This window comes from Petralouisia muris (assembly GCF_004793545.1).
GTDB lineage: Bacteria > Bacillota > Clostridia > Lachnospirales > Lachnospiraceae > Petralouisia > Petralouisia muris.
On record NZ_SRYA01000084.1, the window covers coordinates 1 to 18,173 of the forward strand.

Annotated in this window: 20 protein-coding genes; 19 read left to right on the forward strand and 1 reads right to left on the reverse strand. The window is 44.1% G+C overall.

The features are described from left to right. The first annotated feature begins 116 nt into the window (after positions 1 to 116). The 19 genes from E5329_RS24275 to E5329_RS24365 all read left to right on the forward strand — a co-directional run bounded on the left by E5329_RS24275 (position 117) and on the right by E5329_RS24365 (position 17,535). Positions 117 to 827 (forward strand): virulence, encoded by a 711-nt coding sequence (locus tag E5329_RS24275; RefSeq protein ID WP_135991866.1) that lies wholly within the window; start codon positions 117 to 119, stop codon positions 825 to 827. Then, positions 827 to 1,219: a DUF4314 domain-containing protein gene (locus tag E5329_RS24280; RefSeq protein WP_135991867.1), complete on the forward strand. Its 393-nt coding sequence runs from the start codon at positions 827 to 829 to the stop codon at positions 1,217 to 1,219. Before E5329_RS24275 ends, E5329_RS24280 begins: the two co-directional genes overlap by 1 nt. A gap of 114 nt (positions 1,220 to 1,333) precedes the next feature. Continuing rightward, on the forward strand, positions 1,334 to 2,935 hold the full coding sequence (locus tag E5329_RS24285) for a terminase large subunit (protein WP_135991868.1): 1,602 nt from the start codon (positions 1,334 to 1,336) through the stop codon (positions 2,933 to 2,935). A 102-nt stretch (positions 2,936 to 3,037) separates the two neighbouring features. Further along, positions 3,038 to 3,394, forward strand: a complete 357-nt coding sequence (locus E5329_RS24290) for a hypothetical protein (RefSeq protein ID WP_135991869.1) — start codon at positions 3,038 to 3,040, stop codon at positions 3,392 to 3,394. 325 nt (positions 3,395 to 3,719) lie between these two features. Further along, on the forward strand, positions 3,720 to 5,060 hold the full coding sequence (locus tag E5329_RS24300; RefSeq protein ID WP_135991871.1) for a phage portal protein: 1,341 nt from the start codon (positions 3,720 to 3,722) through the stop codon (positions 5,058 to 5,060). Beyond that, positions 4,975 to 5,832 (forward strand): head maturation protease, ClpP-related, encoded by an 858-nt coding sequence (locus tag E5329_RS24305; RefSeq protein ID WP_135991872.1) that lies wholly within the window; start codon positions 4,975 to 4,977, stop codon positions 5,830 to 5,832. The genes E5329_RS24300 and E5329_RS24305 overlap by 86 nt, the downstream gene beginning before the upstream one ends. Positions 5,833 to 5,846: 14 nt before the next feature. Next, a complete protein-coding gene (locus E5329_RS24310; protein ID WP_135991873.1) occupies positions 5,847 to 7,046 on the forward strand; it encodes a phage major capsid protein in 1,200 nt (399 codons plus the stop codon). A gap of 60 nt (positions 7,047 to 7,106) precedes the next feature. Then, complete coding sequence (locus tag E5329_RS24315) at positions 7,107 to 7,382, forward strand: head-tail connector protein (RefSeq protein ID WP_135991874.1); 276 nt, start codon at positions 7,107 to 7,109, stop codon at positions 7,380 to 7,382. Continuing rightward, positions 7,382 to 7,714: a phage head closure protein gene (locus tag E5329_RS24320; RefSeq protein ID WP_135991875.1), complete on the forward strand. Its 333-nt coding sequence runs from the start codon at positions 7,382 to 7,384 to the stop codon at positions 7,712 to 7,714. The genes E5329_RS24315 and E5329_RS24320 overlap by 1 nt, the downstream gene beginning before the upstream one ends. A gap of 1 nt (position 7,715) precedes the next feature. Beyond that, entirely contained in the window at positions 7,716 to 8,096 is a 381-nt protein-coding gene (locus tag E5329_RS24325; RefSeq protein WP_135991876.1) for an HK97 gp10 family phage protein, read from the forward strand. Further along, a complete protein-coding gene (locus tag E5329_RS24330) occupies positions 8,096 to 8,413 on the forward strand; it encodes a hypothetical protein (RefSeq protein ID WP_135991877.1) in 318 nt (105 codons plus the stop codon). Before E5329_RS24325 ends, E5329_RS24330 begins: the two co-directional genes overlap by 1 nt. A 14-nt stretch (positions 8,414 to 8,427) precedes the next feature. Beyond that, the gene (locus tag E5329_RS24335; protein WP_135991878.1) at positions 8,428 to 9,015 is read left to right on the forward strand and encodes a major tail protein; all 588 of its coding nucleotides are present in this window, start codon (positions 8,428 to 8,430) and stop codon (positions 9,013 to 9,015) included. Between the two features lie 2 nt (positions 9,016 to 9,017). After that, positions 9,018 to 9,395, forward strand: a complete 378-nt coding sequence (locus E5329_RS24340; protein WP_135991879.1) for a hypothetical protein — start codon at positions 9,018 to 9,020, stop codon at positions 9,393 to 9,395. Next, positions 9,392 to 9,559, forward strand: a complete 168-nt coding sequence (locus E5329_RS30050) for a hypothetical protein (protein WP_168356753.1) — start codon at positions 9,392 to 9,394, stop codon at positions 9,557 to 9,559. The genes E5329_RS24340 and E5329_RS30050 overlap by 4 nt, the downstream gene beginning before the upstream one ends. A 63-nt stretch (positions 9,560 to 9,622) precedes the next feature. Next, the gene (locus E5329_RS24345; protein WP_135991880.1) at positions 9,623 to 10,783 is read left to right on the forward strand and encodes a spermine/spermidine synthase domain-containing protein; all 1,161 of its coding nucleotides are present in this window, start codon (positions 9,623 to 9,625) and stop codon (positions 10,781 to 10,783) included. Positions 10,784 to 10,883: 100 nt separating this feature from the next. Then, positions 10,884 to 13,811 (forward strand): phage tail tape measure protein, encoded by a 2,928-nt coding sequence (locus E5329_RS24350; RefSeq protein WP_135991881.1) that lies wholly within the window; start codon positions 10,884 to 10,886, stop codon positions 13,809 to 13,811. Next, the gene (locus E5329_RS24355; RefSeq protein ID WP_135991882.1) at positions 13,812 to 14,174 is read left to right on the forward strand and encodes a hypothetical protein; all 363 of its coding nucleotides are present in this window, start codon (positions 13,812 to 13,814) and stop codon (positions 14,172 to 14,174) included. A 15-nt stretch (positions 14,175 to 14,189) separates the two neighbouring features. After that, positions 14,190 to 16,112, forward strand: a complete 1,923-nt coding sequence (locus E5329_RS24360) for a hypothetical protein (RefSeq protein ID WP_135991883.1) — start codon at positions 14,190 to 14,192, stop codon at positions 16,110 to 16,112. 13 nt (positions 16,113 to 16,125) lie between these two features. Then, entirely contained in the window at positions 16,126 to 17,535 is a 1,410-nt protein-coding gene (locus tag E5329_RS24365; RefSeq protein WP_135991884.1) for a hypothetical protein, read from the forward strand. A gap of 76 nt (positions 17,536 to 17,611) precedes the next feature. On the opposite strand, the gene E5329_RS24370 is transcribed toward E5329_RS24365, so the two are convergent. Continuing rightward, a complete protein-coding gene (locus E5329_RS24370; RefSeq protein ID WP_135991885.1) occupies positions 17,612 to 17,917 on the reverse strand; it encodes a SymE family type I addiction module toxin in 306 nt (101 codons plus the stop codon). Between the last annotated feature and the right edge of the window lie 256 nt (positions 17,918 to 18,173).

Here is an 18,173-nt window from a genome sequence, read left to right on the forward strand (position 1 = left end):
ATGAATGGGTGTAAAGACATCCGGTATTGTTCTTTTCCTTAAGTTAATGACATTGTGATTTTACAGGCATTCAGAGTGATATATGTACTTACCAAAATTGAAGGAGGTACAATAGCATGGTACTGCATTTTAATGTAACAGGCGAAAGCCGGAAAGCAATGGTAAAGGCAATTGAAACGGAACTGCAGATTAAGGCGAAATACCTTGGAGTTCCATCTTGTGCCTATCAGATTGGAGAGTACAGGGTGGAGCGGGACGGAACATTAACCTATGGGGATATGATTGATGCAGATCCTGCGCAGCTTGAGGTCAGTTCAAGAATCGTTGATGCCTGCGTGAAGGTTACCGGAGTTCCCCCGGAAGAATGGGAGAACATCCCGGAGGAGGAAGAAAAAGCCGAAACAGAGCCAGCACAGGGCGGGGGAATGGGACTTACGGTTACCATTCCGCTTGAAAAGGTAAATATAGGAAACCTTACAAGCCTTCTGGAGGCAAAAGGTAACTTAATAAAAAGGGCATTGGAGATTGAGGACTTGAGATTCACGACTGACGGGGAGAACATTTCATTTCCCTGGTTTGGGGAGACAGAGCCGGAAGAAGCACTTACCTATACCAAGTTTATTTCCGCAGTCTGTGAAATGACAGTAAAGCAGAAGAGAATCACGGCAAAGCCAAAGGAAAATGAGAATGAGAAATATGCATTCCGATGCTTTCTGCTCCGGTTGGGATTCATTGGGGACGAGTTCAAGGCAGACAGAAAGCTGTTGCTTTTCAAGCTGGACGGCTCATCCGCATTTAAGAATGGGCAGAAGGGAGGCGGACAGTAATGCTTTTTCCACCGAGAGATATTGTTGAAAAAATTAAGAAAGAGTATCCATCCGGCACAAGGGTGGAACTTATAGAACTGAACGATCTATATAGGCATTTTGATGCAGGCCTTAAAGGGACGGTTTCCTGTGTGGATGACACAGGAACCATCCATGTGGATTGGGATAACGGCAGCCACCTCGGACTTGTGTATGATGTAGACTCCTGCAGAAAACTGAAAACGGTCAAGACCATCTGCTATGGGGAAGAAAAGATATGGGACAGCAGGGAAGAGGCTATGGCCTTTTTCTTCCAAGGGATGGTGGCATCAGAAGGCAGTGAACAGCAGAGATATACCAACATTTATCTGAAACTACAGATTGGAATGGAAATATGCAGTGATGAGGAATAGGCTGTAAAATGCACAGTTTTCGTAGGTAAGATTTGTGTATACTTTTATATCCGGGGACAGACAAAGTTCAAAGGGACTCTTAGGAGTCCTTTTTTCGTGGAAGGAAGTGAGGATATGGCAAGGAAAAAGAAGTTTGTACCTACAGAGTTTATGGCAGAAGGGTCATACTACGATGAGGAGCAGGCAGATTATGTCGTGGATTTTATACAGTGCCTTTGCCATACCAAAGGCAGGTGGGCGGGAAAACCATTTATTCTTCTGCCTTGGCAGGAGGAGATTATTCGTAACATATTTGGAATCCTGAAAGCAGACGGCAAGAGACAGTTCACTACAGCATATATCGAAATTCCAAAGAAAAACGGAAAGTCAGAGTTGGCGGCGGCCGTTGCACTGTACCTTTTGTTTGGAGATGGGGAGGCATCCCCGGAAGTGTATGGTGCGGCTGCGGACAGACAGCAGGCATCCATTGTTTTCGATGTTGGAAGGGTCATGTGTGAAATGACTCCTGCCCTTGAGAAGAGGAGCAAGATAAAAGGAGCCACGAAGAGAATTGACAACTTATATAATAACGGCTTTTATCAGGTGCTGTCGGCAGAGGTTGGTACAAAGCATGGTCTGAATGTAAGCGGCTTGGTGCTTGATGAAGTACACGCACAGCCGAACCGTAAATTATATGATGTACTTACCAAAGGTTCCGGAGATGCCCGTGAACAGCCGCTGTATTTCCTTATTACTACAGCCGGGAATGACACCAACTCAATCTGCTATGAACTGCACCAAAAAGCACTTGATATCATTGAGGGCAGGAAAACGGATCCAACGTTCTATCCCATTATTTATGGCGCTGCCGAGGATGAAGACTGGACAGACCCAAAAGTGTGGGCAAAGGCGAATCCATCTCTTGGGGAAACCATTCAAATGGAGAAGGTTGTATCTGCGTGTGAGTCGGCAAAGCAGAATCCGGCAGAAGAGAATTCTTTCAGACAGCTAAGGTTAAATCAATGGGTAAAACAGGCAGTGCGTTGGATGCCGATGGACAAGTGGGATGCCTGTGCATTCCCGGTAAATGAGGATGACCTTGAAGGGCGTGTATGTTACGGGGGACTTGACCTTTCAAGCACCACGGATCTTACAGCATTCTGCCTTGTGTTTCCGCCAGAAGATGAGGATGACAAATATTATATTCTTCCATACTTCTGGCTGCCGGAAGAAACACTTGATTTACGGGTCAGAAGGGATCATGTAAATTATGACCTTTGGGAAAAGCAGGGATATATCCAGACAACCGAAGGCAATGTCGTTCATTATGGATATATTGAGAAGTTCATCGAGCAACTTGGGGAACGGTTCAATATCCGGGAGATTGCATTCGACAGGTGGGGAGCAGTTCAAATGGTTCAGAATCTTGAGGGTATGGGATTTAATGTTGTAGCTATGGGGCAGGGATTTGCATCCATGTCCCCGCCTACCAAAGAACTCATGAAACTGACATTGGAACAGAAGATAGCACATGGTGGTCATCCGGTTCTTCGATGGAACATGGATAATATTTTTATTAGGCAAGACCCGGCAGGAAATATCAAAGCGGATAAATCGAAATCAACAGAAAAGATTGATGGTGCTATTGCAGCTATTATGGCACTAGACAGGGCAATTCGTTGTGGAAATGATACATCTGAAAGTGTGTATGATACAAGAGGACTTTTGGTATTCTAAAAAACACTTTGTACCAAAGTGTGATAAAACGATTGACACCTTGTACCAAAGTGAGTATAATAAAATTGCAGGTTGGCACAAGGTGCGGAAAGGAGAATTAGAATGCCAATAATTAAATTGTCACTTACAGAAGAAGAATTCAAAAAATTATCTGAATTAGCTAAAGGAGAGAATCTGAGCGGACAGGACTACATCAGATATAAAATATTTGGAGAAAAGAGTCCATCAATGTTCACGCCGGAGGAAGCGGAAAGACGAGCCTTGGAAAAGTTTTCTGAACGAGATAAGCCCTTTACTTTGCCAGATATATATGGCGAGGAGTGGGGGGAACTAGATCCAAGAAAGACGGGAGTTTTCGGAAAAAGGTTTTTTAATTATTTGAAAACATCTGATTCAATTGAATATGTTGGAATGACAGCAGATGGAAGAAGAGCCACATATCAAGTTAAGAAAGGATAAGGTATATGAAACTAACAAGGAAAGAAAAAAGAATTGTAGAAAATGAATTGGTAACAGTTATAAATCAACATCCAAATGGAATTGACACGAGAGTACTGATATCAACTGTAATGACAACGATAGCATCCTTAATTCCAAATGCGAATCGACATCATGTTTCGGGAATGCTATCTTGGGTTTGGAAAAAATATAATTACAAATTTTTAGTTCGTACCCCTGGTTATTCAGTAATAGCATAGAAATTTAGTGTACTTAACCGAAGGCATCAATCAGAAATGGTTGGTGCTTTTATTATGCCTATTTTTAGGAAGGACTGGTGGAAACTATGGGAATATTCAGTGGAATTTTTAAATCAAGGGATGCACCAACAAATAGAACTGCAGGCAGTGCCTACAGTTTTTTTCTTGGGCAGAGTGCTGCCGGGAAAAGGGTAAATGAAAGATCGGCAATGCAGACATCTGCTGTATATGCCTGTGTTAGGGTTATATCGGAATCGGTGGCGAGCCTGCCGCTTCATCTGTACAGATACAATGAAAAAGGTGGAAAAGAAAAGGCTGTCAACCATCCGCTGTATCACTTATTACATGATGAACCGAACCCGGAAATGACAGCTTACTCTTTCTTCGAAGTGTCACTTACGCATCTGTTACTGTGGGGCAATTCCTATAGTCAGATTATCAGAAATGGAAAGGGAGAGGTTATCGGTCTTTATCCGCTTATGCCGGACAGGATGTCGGTGGATCGGGATGAGAAAGGGCAGCTCTATTACGAATATATGATATCAACCGATGATGCTCCGACCAATAAAGGGGCAAGTGTAAGGCTGCAACCGGAAGATGTACTGCATGTACCAGGCTTGTCGTTTGACGGTCTTGTAGGGTATTCACCAATTGCAATGGCAAAGAATGCAATCGGTCTTGGAATTGCAGCTGAAGAGTATGGTTCCAAATTCTACGCAAACGGAGCAGCTCCGAGTGGTGTACTGGAGCATCCAGGAACATTGAAAGATCCGAGTAAGGTAAGGGAAAGCTGGACACAGACTTTTGGAGGTTCTGCAAATTCCAATAAAGTGGCAGTCCTTGAAGAAGGAATGAAGTATACTCCGATTTCCATCAATCCATCCGAAGCACAGTTTTTGGAAACAAGAAAGTTTCAGGTTACGGAGATATGCAGGATATTCCGTGTGCCTCCGCACATGGTTGCTGATCTGGAGAAGAGTTCCTTTTCCAATATTGAGCAGCAGTCTCTGGAGTATGTGCAATATACATTACGGCCGTGGCTAACAAGAATGGAACAGGCAATGGAACGAAGGCTTTTCACGGAGGAAGAAAAAAAGCAATATTTTCTCAAGTTTAATGTTGACGGACTCCTTCGTGGAGATTATCAGAGCCGTATGAATGGCTATGCAACGGCAAGGCAGAACGGATGGATGTCTGCAAATGACATAAGGGAGCTTGAAAATCTCGACAGAATTCCGGCAGATCGTGGAGGGGATTTATACCTTATCAATGGCAACATGACAAAACTGGAGGATGCAGGCATCTTTGCAGCATCAACGGAAAAAGGAGGGGAGGATTCCAATGAAGAACAGGAAGTTCTGGAACTGGAAGAGCAGGAAAACGCTCAACCGGGAAACAAACGAGGAAGTCATAGAAAGAATACTTGAACTGCATGGCACGATTGCAGAGGAAAGTTGGTTCGATGACGACCTAACGCCAAAGATGTTTAAGGATGAATTAAATGCCGGGAGTGGTGACATTACGGTATGGATTAATTCACCTGGTGGTGACTGTGTGGCAGCAGCACAGATATACAATATGCTCGCAAATTACAAAGGGAATGTAACAGTCAAGATTGACGGCATTGCGGCATCAGCAGCATCGGTCATTGCAATGGCAGGAAATACAGTACTGATGTCTCCTGTTTCCATGATGATGATTCACAACCCTGCAACGATGGCTTTCGGTGACCATACCGAGATGGAAAAGGCTATCGAGATGCTTGAGGGGGTTAAGGATTCCATCATAAATGCATACACACTGAAAACGGGAATGTCGAGGGCGAAGCTGTCTCGGCTTATGGATGCTGAAACATGGATGGATGCAACCAAGGCTGTGGAACTCGGCTTTGCGGATGACATCATCACAAGAAATGCTTTTCCAGAAATGGAAGATGATGAAGTTGATAACAAGCCTAAGAAAGGCAGCCCCAATGAAGATGAAAGCACCGAAGAGGATGAAAAAAAGAAATCATCCAATTCAGTGCTTTTTTCACGCAAGGCAGTAAGTAATGCACTTTTTAATAAGCTGGAGGTACATTACAAAAAGTCCGCCACCAATGTAACCAAGCAGGCAGAAATATTTGCACCACCAAAAACTGACGGTGTATCTGCAAATGAAATCAGAAACCGTTTAGACCTTATCAAAAAGTATATTTAAGGAGGGACTGCACTATGACAGTAAAAGAATTGATTGCGAAGAGAGCCAGGGCATGGGAGGCTGCAAAGAGTTTTGTGAATACCCATGAAGACAAGAACGGCAATTTATCTGCCGAGGATGCTGCCACATACAGCAGAATGGAAGCTGAAATCGAGGAACTTACCAATTCCATCGATAGACAGCAGAGAGCCGAGAGAAGGGAACAGGAATTTTCAAAACCTGTAAATTCTCCAATCACGGGCAGACCTTATAAGGACGAACCACAGGGAGAAGTTAAGACAGGACGTGCGTCCGATGAGTACAGACAGGCAATGCTTGCTGCAATGCGTACCAATTTCAGACAGGTGGCAAATGTACTGCAGGAAGGTGTGGATGCCGATGGCGGTTATCTTGTTCCAGTAGAGTATGACAAAAGACTTATTGATGTTCTTACAGGAGAGAATATCATGCGCAGCCTTGCTACCAAGATTACTACATCCGGGGAGCATAAGATTAACATTGCGGCAACCAAACCCGCAGCAGCGTGGATCGAGGAAGGAGGGGCATTATCTTTCGGTGATGCAACCTTTGACCAGATATATCTGGATGCTTTCAAACTTCATGTGGCTATCAAGGTAACAGAGGAACTGCTTTATGATTCGGCTTTCAATCTTGAGAATTACATTATCACGGAGTTTGGCAAGGCACTCGCTAATGCAGAGGAGGATGCATTTCTTAATGGTGACGGCAAGGGCAAGCCTGTTGGTATCTTTGACAAGACGGCAGGAGGTCAGTCTATTGGCACTCTGACTGCTGCACTGAAGTCCGATGATTTGCTTGACCTTGTGTATGGTCTTAAGAGACCTTACCGTAAGAACGCATCCTTTATTATGAATGATGCTTCTTTGGCACAGATTCGTAAACTGAAGGACAATAACGGTGCCTATGTCTGGCAGCCTTCCTACCAGATGGGAGAGCCGGACAGGATCCTTGGATATAAGGTCAACACCTCTGCATATGCACCTACAGATGCGATTTCCTTCGGTGATTATAAGTACTACAACATCGGTGACAGGGGTACACGTTCTTTTAAGCAGCTGAATGAATTATTTGCCGGAAACGGTATGATTGGTTTTGTTGCCAAGGAGCGTGTGGACGGCAAGTTAATCCTGCCGGAGGCAGTCAAGGTTCTCGGACTTAAGGCGGAAACCCAGACAGCTTCAACAAAGGCCTAAGTGAGATAAATGGGGTGGAGGAACGGAAAATTACTCCACCTTTCCTAATGGAGGTGCGACATGATAATTTCGCTCGAAGAAATGAAAAACTATCTCCGCATTGATTTTGACGATGATGATGCACTTCTTGAAAATCTGATTCTTTCTTCCGAGTGTCTTTGTATGGATATAGCGAGGATAAGAACTAAATCAGTTTTTGAAAAAAAGGAGAACGCAAAGGTGGCTGTCATGTATGCCGTGGCATATCAGTATGAACACAGGGAGGACTGCGACCATCATGCACTTATCTTGTCACTCCGCTCCCTCCTTTCAGGCATCAGAAAGGTGGGATTCTGATGGAAACAGCACTACTCAATGTAAGGATTATCTTTCAGAAAAACGAAGCTGTGACTGATGGCATCGGTAATCACAAGAATCAGTGGACTGACTATTATTCCTGTCATGCCACCGTAAGCGGAGAGAGTGGTTCGGAAAAGAATGTGGCTGCCAATACGCTTTACGATTCAGACCTTGCGTTTACGGTCAGATACTGTAAGGCATTAAAGGATGCGGATTCCACAAAATTCCGAGTGGTGTTCAATGGGGAACTCTATAATATCACATTCATTGACCATATGAATTATAAAAATAAATGCCTGAAATTCAGATGCCGGAAAGTGAGGAGATAGCATGGCGAATGTCATAATTGATAATCTTGCGTCAGAAATTATGAAGGGGCTTACCGAGTATAAGGATCTTGCGACTTCTGATATGAAGACTGCCGTAAGGAAAGCAGGAAAATCAGTGAAAAAAGATATCCAGGCGAACGCTCCAAAGAAAACAGGTGCCTATTCGAAAAGCTGGTCAGTTAAGACCACGAAAGAAACTTCTGAATCTTTGGAACTTACAGTATATTCACCAAAGAAGTATCAGTTGGCACACCTGCTTGAAAAGGGTCATGCGAAAAGAGGCGGTGGCAGGACGAAGGCAATCCCACACATCGCACCTGCAGAAGAAAGTGCAGTAAAGGAACTTGAGGCAGATATTAAGAGAGCACTTGGAGGCCATTGATGGAAGAGTTAGTTAAAATCATAGAAGAGATGGGCATTCCTTTTGCATATGACCATTTTGCTGAAGGGGAAAGTCCAGACCCGCCATTCATCTGTTACCTTCTGCCGGACAGTGATAATTTCGCGGCCGATGGGAAGGCATATTACAGGATCAGTGGTGTGAGAATCGAACTGTATACGGATTATAAGGAGCCGTCCATAGAGCAAAAAGTGACAGCCGTGCTGGATGAACACGGCATTTTTTATGCTCAAAATGAGGTATGGATAGAGGAAGAAAAACTCTACGAATCTGCCTTTGAATTTGAGCTGCCAGTTTAAGGAGGTAACCAGAAATGGCTAATAAGAAGAACAAGGTTAAGTACAACCTCAAAAATGTACATTACGCATTGCTTCATATCGATGAAGAGGGCAATGTGACATACGGCATTCCTGTCCCCATTCCGGGTGCCGTATCCATCGGACTTGATGCAAATGGTGAACCGAGTAACTTCTATGCAGACGGATATGCCTATTACACCATTTCCAACAACATGGGTTACGAAGGTGACCTTGAGATTGCAATGGTGCCTGAGTCATTCCGTGTGGACGTTCTGAAAGAAGAACTGGACGACAATAAAGTTCTTGTGGAGAATGCAAATGTGGAGACTGCCAATTTTGCGCTTTTATTCGAGTTTGACGGAGATATTAGGAAGATCCGTCATGTCCTTTATAACTGTGCGGCAAGCCGTCCTTCCATTGAATCACAGACCAATGAGGATGAGATTGAAGTACAGACAGAGACTCTTTCCATTACAGCAACACCACTTTCCAATGGATATGTAAAAGCAAAGACGGGAGATGATACCACAGATACCGTATATCAGGACTGGTATAAGAGTGTGTATCTTACTTCAAAAACACCCATAGAAAGCGAGGAGTAGTTATGAGTATCGTAAGAAATGTAGAGATAGATGGTAAGCAGGTGCCTTTCAAGGCATCTGCGGCCATTCCGAGAATCTATCGTATTAAGTTCAACAGGGACATTTATAAAGATCTCCGTTCGTTGGAGAAGGCAGTGGGAGAAGGGGATGAGAATAATTCGAACCTTGATTTATTCTCCCTTGAGATGTTCGAGAATATTGCATATGTGATGGCAAAACATGCAGACCCTAATATCCCGGACACTCCGGAAGAGTGGCTTGATGCATTTAACACCTTTTCCATTTACCAGGTGCTTCCTTCCATTATCGAATTGTGGGGCCTAAATGTGCAGACTGATGTGGAGTCTAAAAAAAACTTCGCCCGACTGACCGCCAGATGACAACGCCCTTATTCCTTCTCCGATGCGTACAGCTTGGCATAAGCATTCGTGACCTCGACCTTCTTACGATTGGTCTTGTGAACGATATGTACGCAGAGAACGGGAATGATGATTATAAGGGATATAAGGAACTGGCAACACAGGCGGATTTCGACAGATTCTGATAGAAGAAATATTGCTCTTGTGGTAATATGTAGAAAAACATATTATTTGAGGAGCTGATATCTTTGAAAGTTTCAAATACAAGAAGGATTGCGGAAAAGTTGATGCAGATAATGCAGATTAAGCAGGCATCATCAATGGTAAATATGATTATCACTAATAGCATAGCAGCTAATTCGATTATTCCGCCTGATGTTGGAGCATTGAGGCAAGAGGCTGTTATAATACAAAAGGAAATGCCAGAATATTCTGTTGCTCAGGTAATGATGCTGCTTATGGTCGAGTCGTTGATTGGACCCTATTTAGAACAGCAGCCAGAAGCGATGGAATTTTTTATGAATTGGATCGCTGCAGAAAGCAGGGTGTTTGATGTTAAGGAATTTAATAAAAACCCATATATAAAAAATATTGATTTTACAAATCAGTCAGATGGTGACTATGAGTTGAGATACTATGATTTGATGCCGTATGAATTGAGTATTTATAATATCCCAAAGAGAATAGAAGAACTCTGTGTGGACATTCCAAGAGTAGGATGTTTTCCAGAGGAATTTAAGTATCCGGTCATCTTTCAAAAAAGCATTAAGGGGACATGGATGTCGGTTTCACCAAATGAAGTGTTTACTATGGAGAAGCCCATAAAAAATGCAAAAGGCAAGGTTCTCACATTGGGATGCGGAATGGGATACTTTGCTTATATGGCATCACTCAAAGAAGATGTGGAGTCGATTACAATTGTTGAATCAGAGCAAAGCGTAATTGACTTGTTTGAGAAATGTCTCTTGCCGCAGTTTGAAAATAAAGACAAAATTACAATAATAAAAGCAGATGCGATAGAGTTTCTCCATGATATGGAAGATGGGACTTTTGATTACTGCTTTGCAGATATATGGATTGGCATAGAGGATATCATACCCTATTTCGCTGTGAAAGAGATTGGCCGACATCTTCGGAAAACAAAAATTGAGTATTGGATCGAAGATTCATTTGCAATATTGTTAGCAAGCAATGTTTGGATTGAAATAATGAGGGCATTTTCTGAGGCTAATCGACTTGATATTCCGCCATTAGATGAGGGAATTCTAACTGAATTAGATAGAAGAAAAGAGAAATATATTTCAAGATTATTAAGCGGTGTGGAAATTACTAAGCCAGAACATATAGACTACTATATGAAGCCGAAAAATATAATTTTGCTTATAAATAGCACAGATATTATTTTTTAACTATTAGGCATCAATCAGAAATGGTTGGTGCTTTATTTATGCATCGGCAGAAATGTCGGTGCTTTTATTATGCCTGTTTTTGGAGGAAGGAGGATGAACGGTGGCAAGCAGAATACATGGTATTACTGTTGAAATTGGCGGAGATACTACCAAATTACAGACTGCCCTTAAAGGCCTGAATGGGGAAATCAAAAGTACCCAGGCACAGCTTAAGGATGTCGAGAAATTATTGAAAATGGATCCGGGTAATACAGAGCTTCTTGCACAGAAGGAAAAACTCCTGGCACAGGCTGTTGATGAAACAAAACAGAAGTTGGAAACATTAAAGACGGCAGCCGAACAGGCAAATACTGCACTTGCAAATGGGGATATTTCACAGGAGCAGTACGATGCCCTTCAAAGGGAAATCGTGGAAACGGAACAGAACTTAAGGAACCTGGAAACACAGGCAAATCAGTCAGCTACGGCAGTACAGAAGATTGCTGCAACAGGAGAGTCCTTAAAGACCACTGGTGATAATATCTCCAATGCCGGAAAGAAACTCCTTCCTGTGACAGCCGGGGTTACTGCGCTTGGAACGGCATCGGTTACTGCGGCTGCGAACTTTGAAAGTTCCATGAGTCAGGTGCAGGCTACAATGGGAATCACAAAGGATTCCATGTCCACCCTTGACGGACAGAGTGTCAATACGATGGATGCCCTGTCAAACCTTGCAAAGGAAATGGGTGCATCCACAGCGTTTTCCGCTACGGAATGTGCCGAGGCTTTAAACTATCTTGCACTTGCAGGCTACAGCACACAGGAAATGGCAGATACACTTCCTACGGTACTTAATCTGGCTGCGGCAGGAGGCATTGACCTTGCATCTGCATCCGACATGGTGACGGATGCCATGTCTGCCCTTGGTATGGAAACATCCGAGGCTGATACGATGGTAGACCAGATGGCAAAGACGGCTTCTACCACAAACACATCTGTAGCACAGTTAGGGGAAGGCATACTTACCATTGGTGCGACTGCCAAGTCCGTCAAAGGCGGAACGGCAGAACTGAATACAGCCCTTGGTATCCTTGCCAATAATGGTATTAAAGGTGCAGAAGGTGGTACACATCTTAGGAACATCATCCTGTCATTACAGAATCCGACCGATAAGGCGGCTGCACAGATGGAGGCTCTTGGCGTTTCTGTTTATGACTCCGAAGGAAATATGCGTTCCATGAATGATATCCTTGGAGATTTGAATAAAAGCATGGATGGTATGACCTCGGAAGAAAAATCCAACATCATATCAACCATTTTTAATAAGACCGATCTCTCTTCCGTAAATGCATTATTAGCCAATACGGGAAGTACATGGGACAGCCTTCAGCAGTCCATTACAAACAGTGGAGGGGCTGCACAGCAGATGGCAGATACCCAGCTTGATAACTTACAGGGTCAGCTGACACTTTTAAAGTCGGCTCTTGAAGGATTGGCGATTTCTTTTGGCCAGTTGCTGATGCCTGCATTAAAAAGTATCGTGGGTGCGGTGCAGAGTGTAGTGGACTGGCTGAATTCCCTTGATGATGGTACGAAGAAGGTCATTGTCACGGTTGCACTCGTAGCCGGGGCATTGGGGCCGGTGTTGATTATCGTGGGGAAAGTGATATCAGCAGTCGGTACGATTATGACGGTTGTTCCAAAGATTGCGGGGGTAATCAATGTAGTAAAGGGAGCTTTTGCAGCCCTCAATACCACAATGCTTGCAAACCCCATATTCCTTATCATTGCAGCAATAGCAGCCTTAGTAGCTGCTTTTATTTATTTGTGGAATAACTGTGACGGATTCCGGCAGTTCTGGATTGACCTTTGGGAAAATGTTAAACAGACTGCGGTTACCGTATGGAATGCCATCAAGTCCTTTTTTGCAGCTGTATGGGAGGGGATCAAAGCTGTTTTTACAACAGTGCTAGGAGCAATCAAAACGCTGGTGACCACTTACTTCAATTTCTATAAGACCATTATAGAAACGGTGCTGAATGTAATAAAGACTGTAATTACTACGGTCTGGAATGCAATCAAGGGTGTTTTCACCACCGTGTTCAATGTGATAAAAACTATTATCACCACGCAGTTCAATATCTATAAAACGATTATAGAGACTGTCCTGAATGTAATAAAAACCGTGGTTACCAATGTGTGGGATACAATCAAGACGGTTGTCACAACTGTAATGAATGCCATAAAAACGGTGTTTACAACGGTCTGGAATGCAATCAAGAGCATTATATCCGCTGTTGTAAGCGGAATCAAGGGACTTATTACCGGGGATTTCACGGCAGTGAAGAATTCCATCACTACTATAATGAATACCATTAAGAGTACCATCAGCACAATCTGGAACACTATAAAAAGCACGGTTTCCACGGTGCTTGGTGCAATTAAGAATGCAGTTTCCAACGTGTTTAACGGAATCGTGAATGCCATCAAAGGGGCAATGACAGATGTGCTGAATGCCGTAAAAAATGGATTTTCCAATATAAAGAACCACATCATGGGACTTGCTTCACAGGCAGTTACATGGGGTAAGGATCTGGTCATGGGAATCGTGAACGGTATCAAGAGCTGCATTGGTGCAGTCGGTGATGCTGTAAAGAGCGTGGCAGACAAGATTAAATCATTCCTTCACTTCTCAGTGCCGGATGAAGGACCGCTTACAGACTATGAAACATGGATGCCGGATTTTATGGATGGACTGGCAAAGGGAATCAATAAGAGTAAAGATGTGGTGGCAAAGGCAGTGGAAGGAGTATCAAGGGATATGGTAATCAATCCGAATGTGAGCGCAGCCACATCGGCAATGGAAACCACATCACGTTCATCGGTACAGAACACGGCAGACATTGTCGGGGCAATCCGTGAAGCGTTTGCAGGTATTAGCACCAATGGCGGGGATACAGTTATCCCGGTTTATATCGGAGGGACGATGCTTGATGAGATTGTGGTGAATGCACAGAGCAGACAGAATCTGAGGTCGGGGGGAAGATAAATGGCATTTATACAGTATTTGGAAATAAATGGAGAAAACCTGCCCCTTCCTGATTCATACGAAGTGGAGCTGTCGGATGTGGAGGCGGATTCGGGCGGGGAGACAGAGGCAGGAACTACCCAGAGGGATGTGGTACGGACTGGCGTGGTAACGATTGCTGCAAGTTTTTCTGTTTCCCCGTCATGGCTCAGGAAACTGACGGAATATAAAAACAAGGATAAAATATGGGTTGGCTATTTTGATACGGAAACATTGGATGTGAGGCAGACAGAGATGTATATAGAGGGGTTCAAGGCAAAACTCCAGAAAGATACCAGCTATAAAGGATTGTGGAGTGTGAGTTTTACGCTGAAAGAATTTTAGGAAGAAGGTGATCATGTGTATCCGGTAAGTAATGCTTTCCTGCAGTCGGTGCAGGAGAACACAAGGGAATATAAATGGACGGGGAGGCTGGTGACAAAGTCGGGAATCATTTATGAGATTGAGCCGGAGGACATTGTGAAAGGGAGCGGTTATATCACCAGATCCTGCTGTGGCAGTAATGAGATAGAACTTGGCTCCGTGTATGCATCGGAGATGAAGGTCACCCTGTTTCTGGATGCGGACAGGCATACGCTGGAGGATGCCATTATGAAGTTCTTCTATTCGCTGAAACTTCCGGATGGGAAATGGGAAACCATTCCGATGGGGGTATTTGAAATCAGTGAGGCGAACAGGCATATCAAGACGATTGAACTGACGGGTTATGATTATATGCTCCGCTTTGACAAGACGGCATCCGTGGATGCGTCCAGCGGGACGCCTTTTGAATTCCTGTCCTATGCCTGTGAGAAATGCAATGTGCAGCTGGCGCACACGCAGGAAGAGGTGGAAGCCATGCCGAATGGTGTGGAACTGCTTGGCATTTACCCGGACGGGAATATTGAGACATACCGTGACCTGCTTTTCTATCTGGCACAGACGCTAGGAAAGGTTTGCCAGATTAACAGGGAAGGCAGATTGGAACTGATAGCTTACGGGGATGTCCCTGTGGTAGTCGTGGGGACTGAGCACAGGTTTTCAAGCTCTTATTCTGATTTTGTTACCAGGTACACGGCAGTGTATTCGACCAACGAGGTGGAAGCCAAATTGGAATATTACTGTCTGGATCCGGATGACGGGCTCACGATGAATTTAGGAATCAACCCGCTTTTACAGTACGGGCTCCAAAATACAAGAGAGAATATCATCACAAATATCCTAAACAGTGTTGCGGCAATTAATTATGTGCCGTTTGATTCGGATACGATAGGGAATCCGGCGCTTGACCCTATGGATGTGATCCGGTTTATCGGAGGCCATGCGGATCCGGATTCCATCAGCTGTATCACGAGCATCACCTATAAGATTAATGGAAGACAGACCTTAAAGGGAGTGGGCAAAAACCCGCTCCTTTCTTCTGCGAAGAGCAAAACAGATAAAAATATTATCGGACTTTTAAACCAGGTGGAGACAAGCAAGTTTGTCATCTGTTCATATGAGAACCCTGCGGAGATTGAAGTCGGGGAAGAACTGGTAAGAATCATAAATGTGACCTTTGCATCAATAGAGTCCACAAGCGCACTGTTCATTGGAAGCATTAACTGTGAAGTGACGTCGGAGGAAGAAACTATGCGGGAGGAATATATTGTAAGTCACGAAGTTCCCACAGTGGAGAGCATTATCAGCCGGGCGGTTGCGTTGGCAAAACACACGGATGCGGAGGAAGTGCTGAATGTAGCAGACAGTGAAGCTTTGGGTGGGATACCGGAAGTGGTCTACGAGACAGTGGAGGATGTAGTATCGTTTCCTGTCACAGAAAAGAAAAATCCGATAGTAACATTCATTTATAAAATTGATGACACTTGGATTGAGGAATATTCACCAAAGCAGAAGGTGATTGACGGGAATAACATCTTTGCCCTGCTTTACCCAATGGGCGGGCTTGGGGCAAACAGTGCAAAGACGTTGGAAGTCTATATGAAGGCAGAAGGAGGTCTGCTGAGGATTGCCCCGGCAAACTGTAAGGCAGCTGTGGCTGGTTCCGGCATTGCAAGCGGCTATGCGGAGTGGGATGGAAAGATTGTTGTTGAGGAAAATGTGGGTATTTATGCAATGGAACAGGCAGCCATGTCTGTAAGGAAAATGGATGGCATCGTGAATATCAAGACGATGGATGAGACAGCTTACGGATTTATGGATTCTCTTGGATTGATACGGCTGGACAGTACCATGAGTCTGTTCGGACTGTCAGATACGGCAGTGATTTCAGATACGGAATAGGAGGTCAGGATTTATGTTGGAAGGAAGAACAAGGATTGAACTGAAAGATGTCCATACGGGGAAGGTGGATGTGACGGAAGAGAAAAACATGGTAACGAATGCCCTGCAGTACATCTTCAATCCTATGGGATATGTGAAGGCAGCTGACCCGATGGTGACAGCTGAATATGTGAATTATTATACGACACTGACAGGCGGGCTGCTGCTCCTTAACAAGACATTGGCCGAGGCTGCTGACAGCCTGTCCCTGCCAGGGGATGTGGAACAGACGGGATGTGCGGTTTACGGCCAGCAGAATACATCCTCCCAGACACTTCGGGGAAATTATAATGCCACAGAATCTGAGGTTGACATTGAAAACCGGAGGATCAAGTATGTGTATGATTTTGACACGGCAGAGGGGAACGGCACCATTGCCTGTGTTGCGCTGACCCATGCGCTGGGCGGATACAGCAATCGGGGGCTGGTTGAAGAACCGACAAGGGGGCTTTATCCATTCTACAAAAATATTGGGAACGGTCTTCTGCGGCTGACCGGGAGCAGCAGTGCCATAGGCGCCTATGACAGGACAATTTCCTACAGTACTTATGGCACGGGCTATAAGTGGATTATCAAGATTGACGCGGCCACAGACAGTGTATATTACTTTACGGTTACGAGCACTACTTCCATTAAGATATGGAAGTACCGGGCAAATATCAATACAATTTCATTGTTTGACAGACCAGGGGCGGCAAGGACACTGCAGGAAGAGATAGAGGTAACTTTTACCCAGGCAATTAACCAGCAGTTCTTTTCCTACAATTATGACGAAGAAACAGATAAGCTGTATATCATTTCAGCATCGTCCTATTATATTGCGAACAACGCTTCTTTTATGGTAACGGAGATTGACTTGGCAAATGGTTTTGAAGTAAGGCAGTATTCAATGCAGAACAGGTGTGGAAGCAACATGAGGATTTGTTACGAAAGGAGCGACATCTACTGTTACCGTGGATACTTGTATTTCCAGAACTATGGATACAGCGTTAATTACTATATCTACCGTCAGGAGATTGGAAATTCTGCAAACATCCAGAAGATTGATCTGGCGGTAAGGCAGTCTCACCCAACGATGGCAAGGGACGGAATCTTGTATTACGAGTATCCTTCCACCTATTCAGGAAGCTACTGTTGCTATGTGGTGAATACAGAAACATTTACCATGCGTATGCCAGAAACATATGGATTGTATGATGGGAGCGGCAGGCAGCACGTTCCGGTGATTGGACACCCTCTGACGTATTACCTGTCTTGTGGTTCTAACAATGGGACGTTTGCGATACGCACGGATTATCTGGCAACTATTAACAACCTTGGAACGCCTGTCGTGAAGACAGCGGATAAGACTATGAAGGTTATTTATACCCTGCAGGAGACATAGATGGGAGAGTAAAGGCAGGGGATTTCCCCTGCCAAAGTCAAAACAATGGGTAACTGCAGGAAAATCTGGTGATGGATTATCTGTGGGAAGAGGAAGAATATTCTGACAAGGATTCTGCAACCATCGACAGGGTGTCTTCCAATTTCTTCAACTCCGCTTTGCGGTGTTTCAGTTCCGCTTTTAGTGCCTGTTGTTCCTGCATTTTCAGTTCGGCATCAGTCAGCGGTCTGATGCGGATGGAATTTTTTTCATACTCAAGAATCAGCGGTGTGCCGATTGTGAAGCCAAGCTGTTCAAGCCATTTGCCTTCCATTTGGATTTTGGGTACGGCTCCCTGGGAATAGCGGTTAGTGTAGACAACTTTAATATTTTTTGATTTCATACGGTAATGCCTCCTTAAATTATTCTGCTTCAGTTCCAATGCCCGATGGGGCGGTTTGGGGTAGTGTTATTAATCACTCTAAAGTCACAGAATAGCAAGTTGGTTGGGAGGCATATACCAGACAAATATCACAGGGGAAAATTGTGTAATATACACAATGCAAATCAGGAAACAGGCATCTCTACGGAGGTGCTTTTTTCACTTTATAGGAAATTGCGATTTTTGAGGAGAGAAAAAGAACAAGAGTTTACCGAAC